This is a genomic window from Hydrogenophaga sp. PBL-H3 (assembly GCF_010104355.1).
Taxonomy (GTDB): Bacteria; Pseudomonadota; Gammaproteobacteria; order Burkholderiales; family Burkholderiaceae_C; genus Hydrogenophaga.
Genome location: NZ_CP044972.1, coordinates 2440504 through 2461641, shown reverse-complemented (window position 1 = coordinate 2461641; position 21138 = coordinate 2440504). Strand labels below are relative to the sequence as shown.

Here is a 21138-nt window from a genome sequence, read left to right as displayed (position 1 = left end):
GACTTCGGTTGTTTCATCGCCCATCCCACGCCACCCATGACCGAAAAATTGACAGGGCTGACCGAATGGTTTCAGACCCCGCCCGGCCAGTATTTGCTGGGCTGGGAGCAGACACAGTTCGACCTGGCTGTGGCCGATCTGTTTGGTTACAACGCCCTGCAACTCGGTTTGCCGGAGTTGCAGACCCTGCAGGCCAACCGCATGCCGTACCGGTGGCTGGCCTTGCCCGAAGAACTCGAGTCCGCCATCGCGCTGGACGACGGCTTGACCGGACAGCCACGGCGCACGCGGGTCGCGCTGGTCACCGACGCAGCCGCCCTGCCGTTTCCCGCGGCCAGCCTCGATCTGGTGGTGCTGCCGCACACGCTGGAATTCAGTGCCGACCCTCACCAGGTGCTGCGCGAGGTGGAGCGCGTACTGGTGCCCGAGGGGCGTGTGGTGATCTCCGGTTTCAACCCAGGCAGCCTGTGGGGCCTGCGCCAGGGGCGGGCGCGTCTGGGCGGGCGCATGGGTCTGCTCGGCACCCCCCACCTGTTTCTGCCGGATGCCGGTGAATTCATCGGTCCCTGGCGCCTGCGCGACTGGCTGCGCCTGCTGAGTTTTGAAGTAGAGTCGGACCGCTTTGGCTGCTACCGTCCGGCGATGAAGACCGACAAGTGGTTGCAGCGCACGGCCTGGATGGACCGGGCCGGTGCACGGTGGTGGCCCATCTTTGGCGCGGTGTATTTCGTGGTGGCGGTCAAGCGCGTGCGCGGCATGCGCCTGCTGGGGCCGGCCTGGAAACCCCGGCGCGCCGCGTCACCTGCGCCCGTGCCGGTGACCAACCGGCGTTGAGCCGCCGAGCCCGGCCATCCCATCTCCCCAAAGCCTGTTTTCTGGAGTTTGACGTTTGAACCATGTGGTGATCTACACCGACGGTGCCTGCAAAGGCAACCCGGGGCCCGGCGGCTGGGGCGTGTACCTGCGCTCGGAGGGGTTTGAGAAAGAGTTGTGGGGTGGCGAGCGCAACACCACCAACAATCGCATGGAGCTGACTGCGGTGATCGAGGCGCTCGCTGCGCTCAAGCGCCCGTGCCGCGTCTCGCTCTACCTCGACAGCGAGTACGTGCGCAAAGGCATCACCGAGTGGATCCACGGCTGGAAACGCAAGGGCTGGACCACCGCAGCCAAGCAGCCGGTGAAAAACGCCGAACTCTGGCAGCGGCTGGACGCCCTGGTGCACGGTGGCGTCCACCAGATCGAATGGCACTGGGTGAAAGGCCATGCGGGTGATCCGGGCAACGAACGGGCCGATTCCCTGGCCAACCGCGGTGTCCCGGGCTGATCAACATCCCTTGTAAAAGCCTGGATGGGGGGAACTCCGAGCCAAGCGCGTTGCTCTGCACTGATACATTGCGTGGATCGTGAGCATGCCATCGATCAAGCTCTGACCGCATGCACCGTCACCGGGCATCCCCTGACTGAACTTTCACAGAAAAGACCATGGCCAAGAAAGTGATTTACGTTGTGGTTGCGGTTGCGGTTGCGGGCATTGCCCTGGCCTCGGGCGCAGCCTGGTGGTTTCAAAACCGCGCTGCCTCCGGCGCTGCGAAGGCCTCGGCCGTGGCGGCGCCGGCCAATGCGGCCCGCAGCGGGAATGGGGCGGGTACCCCCGGCGTGGAGGTGGCGAAGGTCAAGGCGGTCCAGTTGCAGGACGACGCACAGGCGGTCGGCACCTTGCGCTCGCGCCAGAGCGTCACGCTCAAGCCCGAGGTCAGCGGCCGGGTGGCACGCATTGCGTTTGCCGACGGTGCACAAGTCAAGACCGGGCAACTGCTGGTGCAGCTTGACGACACCTTGCAGCGTGCCGAGCTCAGCCAGGCGCAGGCCCAGCAATCGATCGCCCGCGCCAATCTGAAGCGCAACCAGGAACTGGTGGCGCAAGGTTTCGTGGCCACACGCGTGGTGGAAGAAAGCCAGGCCAACCTGCAGGTGGCCGATGCGCAGGTGGCCCTGGCCGACGCGCGCATGAAGCGCATGCGCATCACGGCGCCGTTCAACGGCACGGTGGGCCTGCGCAGCATCAACCTGGGCCAGTACGTGGGCGACGGAGACGATCTGGTGAACCTGGAAGACACCTCGGTGCTCACCGTGGACTTCCGCCTGCCCGAGCGCTACCAGACCCGCCTGGCACCCGGCCAGCCGGTGCAGGTGCAGCTCGATGCCTTGCCCGGGCGAGGCTTTGAGGCCAAGGTGCTGGCGGTGGACCCGCTGCTGGACGCCAATGGCCGCTCGATCGCGGTTCGCGCCGTGATGCCGCCCACCAGCGGCAATGTGTTGCGCCCGGGCATGTTCGCCCGTGTGGTGACCATCTTTTCGGTGAACGATGCCGCGCTGGTCGTGCCTGAGGAAGCCCTGGTGCCGCAGGCGGGCAAGCAGTATGTGTACCGGTTGGCCCAGGAAGGCGAGGGCGATGCGCGCAAGACGGTGTCGCGCCGCGTCGAGGTGCAGCTGGGCGTGCGACGGGGGGCCGAGGTGCAGGTGACCGGTGGCCTGGCGGTGGGCGACACGGTGGTTGTTGCGGGACAGCAGCGTTTGCAGAAGGACGGCACGGCGGTGCGCGTCGTGGACATGAGCAAGGGTGGTGCGCCGGGTGCGGCCAAGCCTGCAGCCGCCTCGGCCACGGCCACGCCGGTAGTCCCGGCAAAGCCTTGATGCCAGCCCTCCAACGCCTGCGGAGCATCCCCCATGCAATTGCCTGAAATTTCGATCCGCCGCCCGGTGTTTGCGACCGTGTTGTCGCTGCTGATCCTGTTGGTGGGTTTGGTGGCGTTCAACGGCCTGACGGTGCGCGAGTACCCCAAGATCGACGAGCCCACCGTGACGGTGAGCACCACGTTCGGTGGCGCCTCCAGCGAGGTGATCGAGTCGCAGATCAGCAAGGTGCTGGAGGATTCACTGGCCGGCATCGAGGGCGTGGACGTGATCACCTCGATCAGCCGCCAGGAGCAGAGCCAGATCACGGTGCGCTTCAAGCTCGAACGCGACCCCGACTCCGCCGCCGCCGATGTGCGCGACAAGGTCAGCCGGGTGCGCCAGCGCCTGCCGCAAGACATCGACGAGCCGGTGATTGCCAAGGTGGAGGCCGATGCCCAGCCGGTGATCTTCCTGGCCATGATTTCCGAGACCCACACCCCGCTGGAGCTCAGCGACTTCGCCAACCGCCTGGCCAAGCCGCAGCTGCAGACCGCGCCCGGCGCGGCCGACGTGCGGGTGTACGGCGAGCGCAAGTACGCCATGCGCGTCTGGCTCGACCCCGACCGCCTGGCCGCCTACAGCCTGACCGTGCAGGACGTGGAAGACGCGCTGCGCCGCTCCAACCTGGAAGTGCCGGCCGGACGCATCGAAAGCACGCTGCGCGAGTTCAACGTGACCGCCGCCACCGACCTGCAGACACCGGCGCAGTTCATAGACGTGGCGCTGCGCAACGTGAACGGACAGACCATCCGCCTGGGCGATGTGGCCCGCGTGGAGCAGGCGCCGCTGGACGAGCGCACCTACATCCGCCTGAACGGCCGCGAAGGTGTGGCACTGGGTGTGATCCGCCAGGCCACGGCCAATCCCCTGGAGCTGTCGGCCGGCGTGCGAGCCATGCTGCCCAAGATCATCAGCGACCTGCCCGCCGGCGTGAGCGTGGAGGTGGCCAACGACAACTCGGTGTTCATCGACCGCTCGATCAAGGCCGTCTACACCACCATCGCCGAGGCGGTGGTGCTGGTGGCGCTGGTGATCTTCGTGTTCCTGCGCACGCTGCGGGCCTCCATCATCCCGCTGGTGACGATTCCCGTGAGCCTGATCGGCTCGTTTGCCCTGATGGCCTTGTTTGGCTTCTCCATCAACACGCTCACGCTGCTGGCGCTGGTGCTGGCCATTGGCTTGGTGGTGGACGACTCCATCGTCGTGCTGGAGAACATCTACCGGCACATCGAAGACGGCATGAAGCCATTCGAGGCCGCGATCAAGGGCGCGCGCGAGATCGGCTTTGCCGTGGTGGCCATGACGCTCACGCTGGCCGCGGTGTACGCACCGCTGGCGTTCACGCCGGGGCGTACCGGGCGCCTGTTTGCCGAGTTCGCGCTCGCGCTGGCCGGGGCGGTGGTGGTGTCGGGCTTCGTGGCGCTCACACTCTCGCCCATGATGTGCAGCAAGCTGCTGCGCCACAACGCCAACCCCGGCCGTTTCGACCGCGGCATGGAGCGCGTGCTGGTGTCCATCACCAACGGGTACGACCGCGTGCTGGCCCTCTCGCTCAAGGCGCGCTGGCTGGTGGTGGGCGTGATGATCGCCAGCGCGCTGGGCAGCTGGCTGCTGCTCAAGAACACCCGCCAGGAGCTCGCCCCGATCGAAGACCGTGGCGTGATCCTGGCCTCCATCAACGGGCCTGACGGTGCCACGCTGGCCTACACCCGCCGCTACGCCGAGTCGATCGAGCGCATCGGGCAGGAGTACCCCGAGTTCAACAACGTGTTCAGCAACGTGGGCAACCCGTCGGTGGCGCAGGGTAGTGTGTTCCTGCGTGCCAAGCCGTGGGAGGAACGCACGCGCACCACGCAGGAGATCGCGCGCGAGATCGGCCCACGCATGGCGTCGCTGCCGGGCGTGAGCGCCTTCGCCATCACACCCCCGTCGCTGGGGCAGGGCTTTCGCGAGCGCCCGATCAACTACGTGATCGTGACCTCCGACAGTTACCAGAACCTCTCGGCCACGGTGCGCAAGTTCCAGGACGCGCTGGCCAGGAATCCGGGCTTCGTGCAGGTCGACACCGACCTGCGCTTGAACAAACCCGAAATCCGCATGGACGTGGACCGCGAGCGCGCGGCCGACATGGGCGTGAGCGTGGACGCGATCGCGCGCACCGTGGAGACCATGCTCGGCGGGCGTACGGTGACGCGCTACAAGCGCGACGGTGAGCAGTACGACGTGGTGGTGCAGACCGTCTCGGCCAACCGCAGCACGCCTGAAGACATCGACCGGCTTTTCGTGCGAGGCCGAGACAACGCCATGATCCCGCTGGCTTCGCTGGTGAAAGTCTCCGAGGTGGTGGTGCCGCGCGAACTCAATCACTTCGGACAGCGCCGCAGTGCTTCCATCACCGCCAACCTGGCGCCCGACCTGGCGCTGGGGGATGCGCTGGCTTTCATGGACCAGACCGCGCGCGAGATACTGCCCCCGGGCTACACCACCGACCTCAACGGACAGAGCCGTGAGTTCCGCAACTCGTCGGGCTCACTGGCGATCGTCTTCGTGCTCTCGCTGCTGTTCATCTACCTGGTGCTGGCGGCGCAGTTCGAGAGCTTTGTCGATCCGTTCATCATCATGCTCAGCGTGCCGCTCTCCATGCTGGGCGCGCTGGCCGCGCTCAACATCACGGGCGGCACGCTCAATGTGTTCAGCCAGATCGGACTGATCACCTTGGTGGGCCTGATCACCAAGCACGGCATCCTGATCGTGGAATTTGCCAACCAGTTGCAGGAAGAGGGCGTGAGCAAGCTCGAAGCGGTGAAGCGCTCGGCAGCTCTGCGCCTGCGTCCCATCCTCATGACCACGGGCGCCATGGTGCTGGGCGCGATTCCGCTGGCGCTGGCCTCGGGTGCGGGCGCCGAGAGTCGGCAGCAGATCGGCTGGGTCATCGTGGGAGGCATGAGCCTGGGCACACTGCTCACCATCTTTGTGGTGCCCACCATGTACACGCTGCTGGCGCGCACGCACCAGCACGACAAGCCCGCAGCACTGGGACTGAAGGGGGATGGTGCTTCGGGAGCTGTGCCAGCGAAGTGAGGGCCGGGGAGCCGTCAGATCGCTCCGTCGAACATCATCACATCCACACGGTCGCCCACGGCCACATTGCCCTGGCCATGGTGCAGCACGATCAGACCATTGGCCTCGACCATGGAGCTCAACACGCCCGAGCCCTGGTTGCCGGTGATGCGCACCGTCAGCGTTCCGTCGGCCGCGCGGCCGACGATGCCGCGCTGGTACTCGGTGCGGCCGGGCTTCTTGCGCAGGGGCTCCAGGCTGTGTGCCTGCAGCAGCACCGGTTGCGTGACGGTTGCGCCCATGAGCCGCTGCAGCGCAGGGCGCACGAAGGCCAGGAAGGTGACCATCACGGCCACCGGGTTGCCGGGCAAACCGAACAGCACAGATGATTTGCCCGCCTCACCGAGGCCGGCGCCGGGCCGCCCCAAGCCGGACTCAGCTCCCTCGGGGGGCAGCGACCCGCGCAGCGGCGGAGCATGGGGGCTCGTGATGCGGCCCACCGCCATGGGCCGACCCGGCCGCATCGCAATGCGCCAGAACGCCACGTCGCCGAGCTGTTTCATCATGGCTTTGGTGTGGTCGGCCTCGCCCATGCTCACGCCACCGCTGGTGATGATGGCGTCGGCTTGCAGGGCGGCGCTGCGAAATGCGGCTTCGAGCAACGCGGGCTCGTCGCGCACCACGCCCATGTCGATCACATCCACGCCCATGCGCTTGAGCAGGCCGAACACGGTGTATCGGTTGCTGTCGAACACAGCGCCTTCGCGGATGGGTTCACCCAGCGTGAGGATCTCGTCACCGGTGGAGAAATACGCCACCCTGATGCGGCGGAACACGGTCACTGTCGGCAGACCCAGGCTGGCGATCAGGCCCAGTGCGGCGGGGCCGAGTGTCTGGCCCTTGCGCAGCGCCGGCTGGCCCGCCATGAGGTCTTCGCCGAGCAGGCGGCGGTTGTCGCCCGCCTTCACCACACCCGGTGGAATCTCGACCACATCACCATCGACCTTGACGAACTCCAGCGGTACCACGGTGTCCAGCGCGCCCGGCATGATGGCGCCGGTCATGATCTTCAGGCACTGGTCCGCGCCCAATGCGCCCGCCCAGGCCTTGCCCGCAAAGGCGGTGCCGGCCACGCGAAGCTTCAGTGGCTGGCCTGGCTGGAGCAGCCGGCTGTCGAAGGCAAAGCCGTCCATGGCCGAGTTGTCGTGCGGCGGCACGCTGATGGGCGAGACCACATCCACGGCCAGCACGCGGTCCAGCGCCTCGAACACGCCGACCTCCTCCAGGGTGGTCACGGGCTCGACCAGATGGGCCAGAAACTCATTGACCTGACCGGCGCTCAAGGCCTGGGGGTCGTAGCCCTGCAGCTCGGCTGCGATCTGCTCCATCGTCTTCATGAGGTCAGCTCTTCTCCAGCGCGTGCAGCTCGGCCAGGGTGTTGGTGTTGTGAAAGGCTTGCGGGTCGTCACCGGGCTGGTTGAACGGCACGATCACGGTCTTGTGCTGAGCGGTCCACAGGTCGATCTTGCGGCCACCCGCCTGCGTGAAGGCCACCAGGCTTTCCAGCAGGCCCACGCGCATCAGGCAAAACACGGGCTGTGGGCGCAATTGGCCGTCATCCTCGGGCGCGGCGGCCATGGCGATCTCGGTGCTCTCGTCTTCAAAGGCCTGCGCCAGGCGCTGGGCCAGGTCGAAGGGAAACAGCGGTGTGTCGCAGGGCACGGTGAGCAGGTAGGGGGTTTCGCAACGTTCCAGCCCGGTCATGAAGCCCGCCAGCGGCCCGGCGAAGTCGCCCAGGGTGTCCGGCCACACCGGCGCTCCAAACGCCTCGTAGGCGGCAAGATTGCGGTTGGCGTTGAGCATGAGCTCGCCGATCAAGCCCCCTTGCTGCATCTGCAGGCGCAAGACCGTGTGCAGCGCCAGCGGCGTGCCGTTGAAGTTCTGCAGCCCCTTGTCGAGCCCGCCCATGCGCGAGCCGCGGCCGCCCGCGAGAACCAGGCCGGTGATTTCGTTGGTGTGGATCATTCTTGTTCAGCCACCGATGTAGCTCATTTCGACGCGTCGGAGGCCTGTTGAAGCGTCGGGCGGGAGGCTCGCCCGCAACTCTGAGTACCGGTCGCTGCGGCCCTGCCAGATGGCCGCAATCGCGCTGGCGAGCTGTTCGTCGGTGGCGTTGCCGCGGATGAGCGGGCGCAGGTCGTGGCCCTGGCTGGCGAACAGGCACAGGTAGAGCTGGCCTTCGGTGGACAGACGGGCGCGGTTGCAGTCGCTGCAGAAGGCCTGGGTCACGCTGCTGATCACGCCGATTTCGCCAGCACGCTCATCGTGCTTTCCATCGTCGTCGGCATAGCCCCAGCGCTCGGCCGTCTCACCCGGCGCGGCAGCACCCAGCTGCACCAGCGGCAGCTCGCGGTGGATGCGCTGCACCACCTCGGCGCTGGGCAGCACCTCGTCCATGCGCCAGCCGTTGGTGGCGCCCACGTCCATGTATTCAATGAAGCGCAGCACGATGCCGGTGCCTTTGAAGTGGCGCGCCATCGGCAATATCTGATGGTCGTTGGTGCCGCGCTTGACCACCATGTTGACCTTGATCGGACCCAGGCCGGCGGCCTGCGCGGCCTCGATACCCTCGAGCACGTCGGCCACCGGAAAGTCCACGTCGTTCATGGCCCGGAAGATGGTGTCGTCCAGTCCGTCCAGGCTCACGGTGACGCGTTGCAGGCCGGCGGCTTTGAGCGCAGCGGCCTTGCGTTTGAGCAGCGAGCCGTTGGTGGTGAGCGTGATGTCCAGCGGCTGGCCCTCAAGGGTGCGCAGCGCGGCGAGCTGTTCGATCAGGATTTCCAGGTTCTTGCGCAGCAGCGGCTCGCCACCCGTGAGGCGGATCTTCTGCACCCCGTGCGCCACGAACTGCGTGGCCACGCGGGTGATTTCCTCGAAGGTCAGCAGCGAGTTGTGCGGCAGGTAGGCGTAGTCCTTGTCGAAAATCTCCTTGGGCATGCAGTAGCTGCAGCGGAAATTGCAGCGGTCGGTCACGCTGATGCGCAGATCGCGCAGCGGGCGGCCCAGGGCATCGCCGAGCAGGCCTGTGGGCGTCACCGGCACGGTGGGAATGCGCGCAACGGTGTTGACGAGGCGCTGATCGATCAGGGGGATGACACGTTCGGACATCCCCGGATTATCGATGACACCCCGTGGGGTAGTGCATTGGCAACGGCCTCAACCCGCCCCGACACGCGTGTACTGGTCGGCGTTGCGCTCCAGCCAGTTGCTGGAGAGGTCACTCGACTGCTGGTTGGGGTGGAAATCGGGCCGGAAATACGCACGCCAGGGTTTGAAGCTGCTGCTGAGCAGACCGTCGCGTCCGAGCAGATGGCGGCCTGCGCTGCGCCAGGTGGACCAGCGCCACAGCGTGCCGTCGTGGTGCAGGTTGAGCACCGTCTGGCGCAGCGCGTCGGTAAGGAAGAACACGGTGACTCGGCGCATCCAGGTCACGCGCCAGCGGTGGCTGCCGCCCAGCGCCTGATAGAGGTCGAACGCGGTGCATTTGTGCTCGGCCTCTTCGGCGCTGTGCCAGAGCCAGAGGTTCTTCAATCGAGGCTCGGTGTGTTTGAACACCTCGGGGTGCGAAAGCATCCACTCGGCGAACAGCGCAGTGAAATGCTCATTGGCGGCGGTGATCGCCAGGTGGTGGCGCGGGTCTGCACCGGCGAGCACCTTCATGCGTTCTTCGATGCGTGGACCCCAGGCGTTCACCAGCCCATGTTTTTCGATCTGAGCATTGAACAGCGCATGGATGCGCCGGTGGGTGGCTTCCTGGCCCACGAATCCCTGCACCTCGGCCTGCCATGCAGCCTGTTGTTCGGGCGCAAGGCCTTTGGCGCCGTGGCGCACCGAGTCCAGAAAGAACTGTTCACCCACCGGGAAGCTCATGGAGAGAGCGTTGAACCAGGCCGTGAGAAAGGCGTCGTTGGCGCACCAGTGGCGCGCCACGGGTTGTTCCAGATCGATCAGCAGGCGGCGGACGGTGAGGGTGGTCATGGATGGAGCGGTGGTGCGACAGAGGCGGCATGTTGCGCGTGGCGCCTGGAGCCGTCAAGCAGACGCGGCACAGCGTGTGCAGCGTGCCATGAAAAAGGCCCGCCTGAGCGGGCCTGGTTGCCATGCAAGGGCCGTTCAGGCGGCCATCGGCAACAGCGGCACGATCAGCAGCGCCACGATGTTGATGATCTTGATCAGTGGGTTCACGGCCGGGCCGGCGGTGTCCTTGTAGGGGTCGCCCACGGTGTCGCCGGTCACGGCGGCTTTGTGCGCTTCGCTGCCCTTGCCGCCGTGGTGCCCGTCTTCAATGTACTTTTTGGCGTTGTCCCACGCACCGCCGCCGGTGCACATGGAAATGGCGACAAACAGGCCGGTGACGATGGTGCCCATGAGCAGGCCGCCCAGCGCCTTGGGGCCGAGGAACACACCGACGAGGATCGGCACCACCACCGGCAGCAGTGAGGGGATCACCATTTCCTTGATGGCTGCGGTGGTGAGCATGTCGACCGCGCGGCCGTACTCCGGCTTGGCCGTGCCTTCCATGATGCCCGGGATCTCCTTGAACTGGCGGCGCACTTCCACCACCACCGAGCCGGCGGCGCGGCCCACGGCTTCCATGGCCATGGCGCCGAACAGGTAGGGGATCATGCCGCCGATGAACAGACCCACGATCACCATCGGGTCGCTCAGGTCGAACTTGATCTGGTGGCCAAAGGTCTCCAGCTTGTGGGTGTAGTCGGCAAACAGCACCAGCGCGGCCAGGCCTGCGGAACCGATGGCATAGCCCTTGGTCACGGCCTTGGTCGTGTTGCCCACGGCGTCCAGCGGGTCGGTCACATCGCGCACGCTGCTGGGCAGCTCGGCCATTTCGGCAATACCGCCGGCGTTGTCGGTGATGGGGCCGTAGGCGTCGAGTGCGACCACGATGCCGGCCATGCTGAGCATGGCGGTGGCGGCGGTGGCAATGCCGTAGAGGCCGGCGAGCTGGTACGAGGCCAGGATGCCGACACAGACGAACAGCACAGGCCACGCGGTGGAGCGCATGGACACGCCCAGACCAGCAATGATGTTGGTTCCATGGCCGGTGGTGGAGGCTTGCGCGATGTGCTTGACCGGCGAGTACTGCGTGCCGGTGTAGAACTCCGTGATCCAGACCAGCGCGGCGGTCAGCAGCAGGCCGACGGCGCAGGCGCCGAACAGGCGCATCTGGCTGCCGGTGGCGGTGATGGCGTTGTCCGGCATGATCAACTTCGTCACGAAGAAGAAGGCAATGAGCGAGAGCACACCGGCAATGGCCAGGCCCTTGTACAGCGCCGGCATCACGTTCTTCATGCCCGGGCTGGCCTTGACGAAAAAGCAGCCCACGATGGACGCGAGGATGGACACGCCGCCCAGCACCAGCGGGTAGAGCACCGCCTGCATGGGTGCGGCCGCGACCATGAGCGCACCCAGCACCATGGTGGCGATCAGCGTGACTGCGTAGGTCTCGAACAGGTCGGCGGCCATGCCGGCGCAGTCGCCCACGTTGTCACCCACGTTGTCGGCGATCACCGCCGGGTTGCGCGGGTCGTCTTCCGGAATGCCGGCTTCGACCTTGCCCACCAGGTCGGCGCCCACGTCCGCACCCTTGGTGAAGATGCCGCCGCCCAGGCGCGCGAAGATCGAGATGAGGGACGAGCCGAAGGCAAAACCGATCAGGGGATTGAGCAGTTTGGCCAGGTTCTTGTCGGGCGTGAGGTTGCCGTTGCCGACCAGGAACCAGAAGAAACCGGCCACGCCCAGCAGGCCCAGACCGACCACCAGCATGCCCGTGATGGCGCCACCGCGGAAGGCCACGTCGAGCGCTGGGCCAATGCCTTTGGTGGCGGCTTGCGCGGTACGCACGTTGGCGCGCACCGAGATGTTCATGCCGATGAAACCGCAGGCGCCCGAGAGCACGGCGCCGAGCACGAAGCCGATGGCGCTCTGGCCATCGAGGAAGACACCGATCAGGATGGCGAGCACGACGCCCACGATCGCGATCGTCTTGTACTGCCTGGCGAGATACGCCGCAGCGCCGGTTTGAATGGCACCGGCAATTTCCTGCATGCGGGCGTTGCCAGGGTCTTGGGAAAGAATCCAGCTGCGCGACCAGAAGCCGTACGCCACGGCCACCAGTCCACAGACCAACACAAATATCAGCGCAGATTGACCAACCATTGAATCGCTCCTCGTTGTTTCGACTTGGAAGGGGCAACGCCTCCGGGGTGCCCCCGCTGCGTTGCTTCCTCGCTGCCGGTTGCGCTGCGTTGCACAGCGTTGAAACAGGGCGATTGGCCAACATGGCGAATTTAGCGGCAATTCAGTGCGCTCAAGTGAAAGCGGGTCTGTAAGTCAGCTTCGAATCAGTAAAATCAGGGTAAATCCTAGGCGCGCCGACCGCATGAGGCACGCCAGATGCCTCTCCAGAAGGCAGCGGGCCTGCACCGGCTGCTTCAGTTTTCAACCAACCTCCCTCAAACAACATGGCTCTCGACAACGTCACCGCCGGCAAGAACGTGCCCGAATCCTTCAACGTGATCATCGAAATCCCGATGAACGCCGATCCGATCAAGTACGAAGTGGACAAGGAAACCGGCGCGATCTTCGTGGACCGCTTCATGAGCACGGCCATGCATTACCCGACCAACTACGGCTACGTGCCCCGCACCATTTCCGGTGACGGTGACCCGGTCGATGTGTTGGTGATCACGCCTGTACCGCTGATCCCCGGCGTGGTGGTTCCCTGCCGCGCCATCGGCATCCTGAAGATGCAGGACGAGGCCGGCGAAGACGGCAAGGTGCTGGCGGTGCCAATCGACAAGATCCTGTCGATCTACACGCAGTGGCAAAAGCCCGAAGACCTGAACCCCATGCGCCTGAACACCATTCAGCACTTCTTCGAGCACTACAAGGACCTGGAGCCGGGCAAGTGGGTCAAGGTGATCGGCTGGGAAGGCAAGGACGCCGCCCACAAGGAAATCCTCGACGGCATCGCCGCCTACGAAGCTCAGAAGGGCTGATCAGCCGGCGGCGGGATCGGGCAACACGTCGTTCAAGACCGGCAGGTTGTCCCCGAGTCTCAGGGTCTTGAAAGGACCCTGCAGACTCGCCCCCTCGTAGAGCTGCATCCGCCGCGCCGAGAGCGAGCCCGTGGATACGCCGCTCTTGGCCACATAGGCCATGCCCTGGCATTCCAGGCTGGTCTCAACCGCGTTGCCGCCAGGCCCGCCCAGGTGGCCAAACAGGTACAGATCGCCCAGCACGCGGATGCGTCCGCGCACCACAGCGCCGGTCCAGATGATCAGGGGGCCATTGACGCGGATGTGGCCAGAGACCTCGCCCTGCACCAACAAGCCGCCGTTGAATTCCAGTTCTCCGTGCAGCTTGCCACCCACGGCCACCCGGTTGACCACGTTCATCGCCACTGGGTCGATGGTCAGCGTGTCCTGCGGTGTTTTCAGATCCATGGTCAGCGCCCCATCCAGGTGGCCGGCACCCAGCCGGTGGTGGGCAGCCACGCGATGGTCCAGAACACCGCACTCCCGAGCACCATCAGCAGGCCCGCCAGTGCGATGAGCAGGGCGTGGCGCTCCAGCCAGCGGCGCACGCGTCTGGGCCGGCGGCGGGGTGTTCCAGCGGGGGGGTCGAGGTGGTCAAGCATGGCCCAGCTTCGCCAGCCCTCGGTCAGGACCATGTCGCCTTTCGCGAGCGACACCTCCATGCCCTGCGTCGACGCGCTTGCCGGCCCCTGGCGGCGCCCCAGCAGCACCGAAAAGGGCGCGCCCACGATCGTGTGGGTGAAGAATGCGTCGGTTTCGTCCATGGTGACCGAGTTTAGCGATGCACCGTTTGACATCCTCACTTCACAGCTCGTTCAGCGGCGGCGCCACGTCGCGCGTCGCCAGGCCGGTCTTGAGCGGGTTGCGCTGGGCAAGCTCGTCCATGTACTGGCCGATGCCCTGGCTTTCACGCTCCAGGAAGCGCTCGACCGCCTCGGCAAACGAGGGGTGTGCGAGCCAGTGGGCGCTGGTGGTCTTGACCGGTAGCAGGGCACGCGCCATCTTGTGTTCGCCCTGCGCGCCGCCCTCGAAACGCTGGAAGCCGTGTTCAATGCACCAGGCCAGCGGCGCGTAGTAGCAGGCCTCGAAGTGCAGGCAGTCCACCCGCTCCAGAGCACCCCAGTAGCGCCCGTAGGCCACGCGGGCTGTATCGTCGACGCCGATCAGGCTGCAGGCGATGGCACGGCCCTCGCGCTCGGCCACGAACAGCAGCCAGTGCTGCGGCATGGTTTGCGCCATGCGGCGGAAGAAGTCGCGGTTGAGGTAGGGCGCATTGCCGTGTTCGAGGTAGGTGCGCTCGTAGCAGCGGTAGAAAAAATCCCAGTCAGTCTCTGAAATGTCGGCCCCGCGGGACCAGCGAAACGTCACGCCGGCCTCCGCGACCTTGCGCCGCTCCTGGCGGATCTTCTTGCGTTTTTCCTGTTGAAGGCTGGTGAGGAAATGGTCGAAGCTGGTGAAGGGGGGCGACAGGCCTTCAGCGGAGGGCGCCTCATTCTTCCAGTGGAACTGCACCGTGTGGCGCAGCATCATGCCGGCCTGCTCACATGCCTCGACGTCTTGAGCCTGGGCGAACAGCAGATGAAACGAGGACAGGTCTTCGTCGCGCACCTGCTGGATCACTGCCTTGACCAATGCGGTTCGAGCCGCTGCGTCGCGCGCCAGCAGCCTCGCACCCGGCACCGGCGTGAACGGCACCGCCACCAGTGCCTTGGGGTAGTAGTCAAGGCCGTGCTGCGCATAGGCGTTGGCCCAGGCCCAGTCGAACACGTACTCGCCATAGGAGTTGTTCTTGAGGTACATCGGGCAGGCGGCCTGCAACTCGTCTCCGTGCCACAGCGTCACGAACTGACACTGCCAGCCCGCGCGAGGCCTCGCGCTGCCACTCTCGTGCATGGCCACCAGGTATTCGTGGCGCATGAACGGGCTCGGGTCGGGGTTGAGGGCCAGCAAGGCGTTCCATGCGGATTCTTCGAGCTGCGATGGGGAAGAAAAGACCCGGGTGACATAATCGATTTCAGTCACCTGCAGCTCCGGCACACAGCGAGCTCAAGGCCCATTTCGCAACGTTTTCAGACCCCATGACTCTTTCCATTTGCGTGGCCCAGCTCAACTTTGTGGTGGGCGACATGGCGGGCAACGCCCGGAAGATGATCGACGCCGCAGAAGCGGCCCACGCCCGCGGCGTCAACCTGCTGCTGACCCCCGAATTGGCCCTGTGCGGCTACGCCGCCGAAGACCTGTACCTGCGGCCCGCGTTCGTCGATGCCTGTGATGATGCCCTCAAAGTCGTGGCGGCTGGCACCGCCCACCTCAAAGGCCTGCACATCGTGGTGGGACATCCGGCGCGGCCCGCGGCAGCCGCCGGCCAGCGGCGCGAACGCAGTGTGTCGGTGGCCCACCTGCACAACGCGGCCAGCGTGCTGCACGCCGGCGCCGTGACCCACGCCTACGCCAAGCGCGAGCTGCCCAACTACCAGGTGTTCGACGAGCGCCGCTACTTCGTGCCGGGCCATGACACCTGCGTGTTCGACGTGGCCGACAACGAAGGCCGGAGCGTGCGCGTGGGCCTGCTGATCTGCGAAGACGCCTGGTTCGATGCGCCTGCGGCGGACGCCAAGGCGGCGGGTGCCGAGCTGCTGGCGGTCATCAACGCCTCACCGTTTCACGCCGGCAAGGGCGGCGACCGAGAAGCGGCCATGCGCGTGCGCTGCCAGGCCACCGGTCTTCCGCTGGTGTACGCGCACCTCGTGGGCGGGCAGGACGAAATCGTGTTCGAGGGCCGCAGCTTTGTGCTGGCAGCCGACGGTGTGCTGGCCGGGCGCGCGGTGAGTTTTGAAGAGACCTTGTTCGACGCCGCCTTCACACGGCAGGGCGCGGGCTGGCACATCACCGCCGACACCGACCGCGCGCACAGCCCCGAGGCCGACCTGTGGCACGCGCTGGTGCTGGGCGTGCGCGACTACCTGGGCAAGAACGGTTTTCCCGGCGCCATCCTCGGCCTGTCGGGCGGCATCGACTCGGCCCTGGTGCTGGCGATCGCGGTGGACGCGCTGGGCAAGGACCGCGTGCGCACGGTCATGATGCCCTCACCCTACACGGCCGACATTTCGTGGATCGACGCGCGCGACATGGCCGCGCGCCTGGGCGTGCGTTACGACGAGATCGGCATCGCGCCGCAGTTCGAAGCCTTCAAGGCCAGCCTGGCCAGCGAGTTCGCGGGCCTGCCCGAAGACACCACCGAAGAGAACCTGCAGGCGCGCATCCGTGGCACGCTGCTCATGGCCTTGTCCAACAAGTTCGGCAGCATCGTGCTGACCACCGGCAACAAAAGCGAGATGGCCACCGGCTACTGCACGCTGTACGGCGACATGGCAGGCGGTTTCGCGGTGATCAAGGACGTGGCCAAAACCATGGTCTTCAAGCTCGCCCGCTGGCGCAACGCGCACGACCCCTACGGCACCGGTGCCAACCCGATCCCCGAGCGCATCATCGTGCGTCCGCCAAGCGCCGAACTGCGCCCTGATCAGAAAGACCAGGACAGCCTGCCCGAGTACCCGGTACTCGACGCCATCATCGAGCGCTACATGGAAAACGACCAGAGTCCTGCCAGCATCGTGGCCGCCGGTTTCGACCGAGCCGACGTGGACAAGGTGGTGAGGCTGATCCGCATCAACGAGTACAAACGCCGCCAGGCGCCGGTGGGTATCCGCGTGACCCACCGCAGTTTTGGCAAGGACTGGCGTTACCCGATCACGAGCAAGTACCGGGCTTGAGCTGTCCCCCGGCCGCGCTGCGAGCGCCCCCCAGGGGGGCGATGCCGTAGACCGGATCGGGTCCGTCCAATGTCGACCAGGGCTCGAGCGAGGAACGGGTGAAGAGTGGCGAGTTCACCTCGCCCACGCTGGCCAGCAATTGGCCTGGGCGTTCACCACTGCCATCGAGCCAGGGTGGATGTTTTCCGGACGCCCTCAGCGGCAGGTGACGGTGATGGGAGCGTGGTGGGGCAGGGTGGTTGAATTCATGTGCGGGAGGGTGGGTTGGCTGCGTCGCGTACGAACCGATCGGAGGGCCTTGGGCATAATGAATCGACAACGCCCTTCCCACTAGTCACGCCCTGGAGACATTGCATGAAACAGATCACCGCCGTCATCAAACCGTTCAAGCTCGAAGAGGTTCGCGAAGCGCTGGCAGAGCAGGGTGTGACCGGCCTGACCGTGACGGAGGTCAAGGGCTTCGGAAGGCAAAAGGGCCACACCGAGCTCTACCGCGGTGCCGAGTACGTGGTCGACTTCCTGCCCAAAGTGAAGGTGGAGGTGGTGGTGAAGACGGTAGACGTGGAGCGCTGTGTGGACGCCATCATCCGCGCCGCCCGCACCGGCAAGATCGGCGACGGCAAGATTTTTGTCACGTCGGTCGAGCGTGTGGTGCGCATCCGCACCGGTGAAGAAGACGAAACCGCCGTCTGAGCTGGCGAATCAGATGGCGTCCAGGCGGGCTGCGGGCGACAGCCCCGCCGCCTGTACAAGTTCAGGCAACAGCCTGTGTGCGTCGCCGTCGACACGAATCAGCTTCATCTGGACACCGCTCATGAACTGTTGGTCCAACCCAGTGCGCAAAAAGGCCATCAATCCGTCGTAATAGCCCGCCACATTGAGCAGGCCGACCGGCTTGTCGTGGTAGCCGAGCTGGCGCCAGGCCCAGACCTCAAAGAACTCTTCAAACGTACCGATGCCGCCGGGCAGTGCCAGGAACGCATCGGCCTTGTCGGCCATCAAACGTTTGCGCTCGTGCATGTTGTCCACGACGTGCAGTTCGGTGCAGCCGTGGTGGGCCCACTCCCGCTCAACCAACGCTTTCGGGATGATGCCGACGACCTGGCCACCCGCTGCCATGGTGGCGTCGGCCACGATGCCCATGAGGCCGTTGCGGCCACCGCCGTACACCAGCTGGCCGCCGTGATCACCGATCCACTGGCCCACGGCGCGTGCCGAGTCGGCAAACGCGGAATTGGCACCCGGACGGGAGCCGCAATACACGCAGAGCGAAAAGGCGGGTGCTGTCATGTTTCGGCCATTCCCGGCGGTCAGGCCCAGCGAACCCACGCCGCCGCCAGCCAGATGCCCACGCACAGCAACAGACTGAGCAACACGGCGGCGCTGCCCATGTCCTTGGCGCGCTTGGAGAGGTCGTGCCATTCCGGGCCGATGCGGTCGATGGCGGTTTCGATACCGGTGTTGAGCAGCTCGACCATCATGACCAGCATCACCGAGCCCGCGAGCAAGGCGGTTTCCACCCAGGTTTGACCGATCCAGAACGCCGCCGGGACCATGACGATGGCGGCGAGTGCTTCCTGGCGGAACGCGGTTTCGCCCCAGCCCGAGCGCAAGCCGGCCAGCGAATATCCGAAGGCGTGCCACATGCGGGAGACGCCACTGCGCAGCTTCTGTGCGTTGACCGGTTCCCGATCAGGATTGAGACTCATGTTTTCAACTCCACCAGCGCCGTGGTTTGCTCGCGTCATCCACCGGCTTGAAATGGATCAGACGTGTACCGGCCAAGGCATCATGCAGGAACTGGCGCTGGACATGGAAGCGTGACAGCAGTGCCCAGAAGACGACCCAGCCCACCAGCAGGACCGACAGCTGCTGCCCGGACAGGCGCATCAGCCCCGCGACCGCCAGCGGTGGCAGCAGCCACAGCCACGACAGAACGTATCGCCACAGCGCGCGGCCTTGCGTCAAGGCGTTGCCGTGGCGATCAACCACACGGATGTGCCAGGTCTTCATGGCCAGGGTCTGGCCCTTGGCCCAGAACCAGCCGAAGTAAATGCCGAATGCCACGAACACCAGCGCCTGCTGCACAAAGCGGTTGTCCAGCGCGTTGCCCGACTGGGTGAACGAGGACAGCACGTAGCTGGTGGTGAACAACACGCCCACCAGGAATACCACGCCGAACAACAGGGTGCCTTCGTACAGCCAGCAGGCCATGCGACGGCGCAAGGACGGCGCCATCAGGTCCGTTGCAGCGCCCTCATCGATGGGTGTGTTGAAAGGTGAGGGGGTGAAAGCGGGCATGTGCTAACAAGAGGGAGCGGCCCGTTGGGCTCGGGCTCGAATTGTCGCATTGGAGCCAAGACACCCGCGATTTGAGGCCGTTGTAAGGGTGGCCGCTTGGCCTGACCCGTGTTGCAGTGCGATAATGCGCGTTGCACTTCAAAACACGGCAAACGGATCAGGGTCCGGCGGGGTATGTGCCCGCTCATGTCCACTGGTCTCAAGTCTCGACACCGCCCCACAAGGGTTGGTCAAGAGGCACCCAAGGTATTTCGTCAGAGAAATTCTCGAAAGGTTCATCATGGAAATCAACAAGGCCGAACTGGCCTCGGCCGCTGCCGCTACCGGCACTGCCCCTCAAGAACTCCGCGGCGCAGAAATCCTCATCAAGGCTCTCCAGGCCGAAGGGGTCAAGTACATCTGGGGCTACCCCGGTGGTGCTGTGCTGCACATTTACGACGCTTTCTACAAGCAGGACACCATCCAGCATGTGCTGGTGCGCCACGAGCAGGCGGCCGTTCATGCGGCCGACGGCTACGCGCGCGCCACCGGTGATGTGGGTGTGGCTCTCGTCACCTCGGGTCCGGGCGTGACCAATGCCATCACCGGCATCGCCACCGCCTACATGGACAGCATCCCGATGGTGATCATCACTGGCCAGGTGCCCACGGCCGCCATTGGCCTGGACGCCTTCCAGGAATGCGACACCGTCGGTATCACGCGTCCCATCGTCAAGCACAACTTCCTTGTGAAGGATGCGCGCGACATGGCCATGGTGATGAAGAAGGCCTTCCACATCGCGCGCAGCGGCCGTCCTGGTCCTGTGGTGGTGGACATCCCGAAAGACGTGTCGTTCAACAAGGTGCCCTACAGCGGTTACCCCGAGTCGGTCGAGATGCGCTCGTACAACCCGGTGCGCAAGGGCCACGGCGGTCAGATCCGCAAGGCGCTTCAGCTGCTGCTGGCCGCCAAGCGCCCCTACATCTACACCGGCGGCGGCGTCTTGCTCAGCAACGCCACTGAAGAGTTGCGCACGCTGGTGAACATGCTGGGCTACCCCGTCACCAACACGCTCATGGGGCTGGGTGCTTACCCGGCGTCGGACCGCAAGTTCCTCGGCATGCTGGGCATGCACGGCACGATCGAAGCCAACAACGCCATGCAGAACTGCGACGTGCTGCTGGCCGTGGGCGCGCGCTTTGACGACCGCGTGATCGGCAACCCCAAGCACTTTGCGCAGAACGAACGCAAGATCATCCACATCGACATCGACCCGTCGAGCATTTCCAAGCGCGTGAAGGTCGATGTGCCGATCGTGGGCGACGTGAAAGACGTGCTCACCGAGCTCATCAACATGGTGCGCGAGAGCGCCACCAAGCCCGATGGCAAGGCGCTGTCCGCTTGGTGGGACACCATCGAGACTTGGCGCTCCAAGGACTGCTTGAAGTACGACCGTGGCAACACCGACGTGATCAAGCCGCAGTACGTGGTGGAAACCCTCTGGAACATGACCAAGGACGCCGACACGTATGTGACGTCCGACGTGGGCCAGCACCAGATGTGGGCCGCGCAGTACTACCGCTTCGACGAACCCCGCCGCTGGATCAACTCCGGTGGCCTGGGCACCATGGGTGTGGGCATTCCCTACGCCATGGGCATCAAGCTGGCCAAGCCCGACAGCGAGGTGTTCTGCGTGACCGGCGAAGGCTCGGTGCAGATGTGCATCCAGGAGCTCTCGACCTGCCTGCAGTACAACACGCCGATCAAGATCGTTGCGCTGAACAATCGCTACCTTGGCATGGTTCGCCAGTGGCAGGAGATTGACTACGAAGGTCGCTACAGCCACAGCTACATGGACGCGCTGCCCAACTTCGTGAAACTCGCCGAGGCCTATGGCCATGTCGGCATGCTGATCGAACGCCCGCAAGACGTGGAGGGCGCTCTCCGCGAAGCGCGCAAGCTCAAGGACCGCACCGTGTTCATGGACTTCCGCACCGACCCGACCGAGAACGTCTTCCCCATGGTCAAGGCCGGCAAGGGCATCACTGAGATGTTGCTGGGTTCCGAAGACCTCTGACCCCCTCCGCGAAGCAGCGTTTGCCCGCTGCTTCATCCCCTCAGACGAATCTATTGCCCGCCAAGCCTGCGCATTACCGTGTGCAGGGGAGGGC

Annotated in this window: 19 protein-coding genes; 8 read left to right on the top strand and 11 right to left on the bottom strand. The window is 65.4% G+C overall.

Features of this window, described 5'->3' with window-relative positions; all coding sequences use genetic code 11:
* Nucleotides 1-36 precede the first annotated feature (36 nt).
* The 4 genes from F9Z44_RS11465 to F9Z44_RS11450 all read left to right on the top strand — a co-directional run bounded on the left by F9Z44_RS11465 (nucleotide 37) and on the right by F9Z44_RS11450 (nucleotide 5817).
* Nucleotides 37-834 carry a class I SAM-dependent methyltransferase gene (locus F9Z44_RS11465; protein WP_201449949.1) on the top strand — a complete coding sequence of 266 codons (798 nt, stop codon included), beginning with the start codon at nucleotides 37-39 and terminating at the stop codon, nucleotides 832-834.
* Between the two features lie 55 nt (nucleotides 835-889).
* Complete coding sequence (gene rnhA, locus F9Z44_RS11460; protein WP_159606237.1) at nucleotides 890-1324, top strand: ribonuclease HI; 435 nt, start codon at nucleotides 890-892, stop codon at nucleotides 1322-1324.
* Between the two features lie 158 nt (nucleotides 1325-1482).
* Entirely contained in the window at nucleotides 1483-2694 is a 1212-nt protein-coding gene (locus tag F9Z44_RS11455; protein WP_159606236.1) for an efflux RND transporter periplasmic adaptor subunit, read from the top strand.
* A 33-nt stretch (nucleotides 2695-2727) separates the two neighbouring features.
* On the top strand, nucleotides 2728-5817 hold the full coding sequence (locus F9Z44_RS11450; RefSeq protein WP_159606235.1) for an efflux RND transporter permease subunit: 3090 nt from the start codon (nucleotides 2728-2730) through the stop codon (nucleotides 5815-5817).
* 14 nt (nucleotides 5818-5831) lie between these two features.
* Here F9Z44_RS11450 and moeA read toward each other — a convergent pair whose 3' ends face one another.
* The 5 genes from moeA to F9Z44_RS11425 all read right to left on the bottom strand — a co-directional run bounded on the left by moeA (nucleotide 5832) and on the right by F9Z44_RS11425 (nucleotide 12033).
* A complete protein-coding gene (moeA, locus tag F9Z44_RS11445; protein ID WP_159606234.1) occupies nucleotides 5832-7193 on the bottom strand; it encodes a molybdopterin molybdotransferase MoeA in 1362 nt (453 codons plus the stop codon).
* Between the two features lie 4 nt (nucleotides 7194-7197).
* Complete coding sequence (gene mobA, locus F9Z44_RS11440; RefSeq protein ID WP_159606233.1) at nucleotides 7198-7821, bottom strand: molybdenum cofactor guanylyltransferase MobA; 624 nt, start codon at nucleotides 7819-7821, stop codon at nucleotides 7198-7200.
* A 6-nt stretch (nucleotides 7822-7827) separates the two neighbouring features.
* Nucleotides 7828-8964 carry a GTP 3',8-cyclase MoaA gene (moaA, locus tag F9Z44_RS11435; protein WP_159606232.1) on the bottom strand — a complete coding sequence of 379 codons (1137 nt, stop codon included), beginning with the start codon at nucleotides 8962-8964 and terminating at the stop codon, nucleotides 7828-7830.
* Between the two features lie 48 nt (nucleotides 8965-9012).
* Entirely contained in the window at nucleotides 9013-9834 is an 822-nt protein-coding gene (locus tag F9Z44_RS11430) for a metal-dependent hydrolase (RefSeq protein ID WP_159606231.1), read from the bottom strand.
* A gap of 135 nt (nucleotides 9835-9969) precedes the next feature.
* Nucleotides 9970-12033: a sodium-translocating pyrophosphatase gene (locus F9Z44_RS11425; protein ID WP_159606230.1), complete on the bottom strand. Its 2064-nt coding sequence runs from the start codon at nucleotides 12031-12033 to the stop codon at nucleotides 9970-9972.
* Nucleotides 12034-12338: 305 nt separating this feature from the next.
* Between F9Z44_RS11425 and ppa the strand changes: the two genes are divergently transcribed.
* Entirely contained in the window at nucleotides 12339-12875 is a 537-nt protein-coding gene (gene ppa, locus F9Z44_RS11420; protein ID WP_159606228.1) for an inorganic diphosphatase, read from the top strand.
* Here the strand turns inward: ppa and F9Z44_RS11415 are convergent, their stop codons facing one another.
* From F9Z44_RS11415 to F9Z44_RS11405, 3 genes are read right to left on the bottom strand one after another with little or no spacing between them, the layout of a single operon-like run.
* Nucleotides 12876-13373, bottom strand: coding sequence for a bactofilin family protein (locus F9Z44_RS11415; RefSeq protein WP_236574103.1), 498 nt, complete (start codon nucleotides 13371-13373; stop codon nucleotides 12876-12878). It abuts the gene before it with no gap.
* The gene (locus F9Z44_RS11410) at nucleotides 13325-13678 is read right to left on the bottom strand and encodes a hypothetical protein (protein ID WP_159606226.1); all 354 of its coding nucleotides are present in this window, start codon (nucleotides 13676-13678) and stop codon (nucleotides 13325-13327) included. The genes F9Z44_RS11415 and F9Z44_RS11410 overlap by 49 nt, the downstream gene beginning before the upstream one ends.
* A 40-nt stretch (nucleotides 13679-13718) precedes the next feature.
* Nucleotides 13719-14936: a GNAT family N-acetyltransferase gene (locus F9Z44_RS11405; RefSeq protein WP_159606224.1), complete on the bottom strand. Its 1218-nt coding sequence runs from the start codon at nucleotides 14934-14936 to the stop codon at nucleotides 13719-13721.
* A 56-nt stretch (nucleotides 14937-14992) separates the two neighbouring features.
* On the opposite strand from F9Z44_RS11405, the gene F9Z44_RS11400 reads away from it, so the two are divergent.
* Together F9Z44_RS11400 and F9Z44_RS11395 are read left to right on the top strand one after the other, a co-directional pair.
* Nucleotides 14993-16687, top strand: coding sequence for an NAD+ synthase (locus F9Z44_RS11400; RefSeq protein ID WP_159606222.1), 1695 nt, complete (start codon nucleotides 14993-14995; stop codon nucleotides 16685-16687).
* Between the two features lie 354 nt (nucleotides 16688-17041).
* The gene (locus F9Z44_RS11395) at nucleotides 17042-17380 is read left to right on the top strand and encodes a P-II family nitrogen regulator (protein WP_056274681.1); all 339 of its coding nucleotides are present in this window, start codon (nucleotides 17042-17044) and stop codon (nucleotides 17378-17380) included.
* A gap of 9 nt (nucleotides 17381-17389) precedes the next feature.
* Here F9Z44_RS11395 and F9Z44_RS11390 read toward each other — a convergent pair whose 3' ends face one another.
* From F9Z44_RS11390 to F9Z44_RS11380, 3 genes are read right to left on the bottom strand one after another with little or no spacing between them, the layout of a single operon-like run.
* The gene (locus F9Z44_RS11390; protein WP_159606220.1) at nucleotides 17390-17977 is read right to left on the bottom strand and encodes a TIGR00730 family Rossman fold protein; all 588 of its coding nucleotides are present in this window, start codon (nucleotides 17975-17977) and stop codon (nucleotides 17390-17392) included.
* A gap of 20 nt (nucleotides 17978-17997) precedes the next feature.
* Nucleotides 17998-18396 carry a diacylglycerol kinase gene (locus tag F9Z44_RS11385; protein WP_159606218.1) on the bottom strand — a complete coding sequence of 133 codons (399 nt, stop codon included), beginning with the start codon at nucleotides 18394-18396 and terminating at the stop codon, nucleotides 17998-18000.
* 4 nt (nucleotides 18397-18400) lie between these two features.
* A complete protein-coding gene (locus tag F9Z44_RS11380) occupies nucleotides 18401-18901 on the bottom strand; it encodes an RDD family protein (RefSeq protein ID WP_236574347.1) in 501 nt (166 codons plus the stop codon).
* Between the two features lie 367 nt (nucleotides 18902-19268).
* On the opposite strand from F9Z44_RS11380, the gene F9Z44_RS11375 reads away from it, so the two are divergent.
* Nucleotides 19269-21044: an acetolactate synthase 3 catalytic subunit gene (locus F9Z44_RS11375; protein WP_159606216.1), complete on the top strand. Its 1776-nt coding sequence runs from the start codon at nucleotides 19269-19271 to the stop codon at nucleotides 21042-21044.
* The last annotated feature ends 94 nt before the right edge of the window (nucleotides 21045-21138 follow it).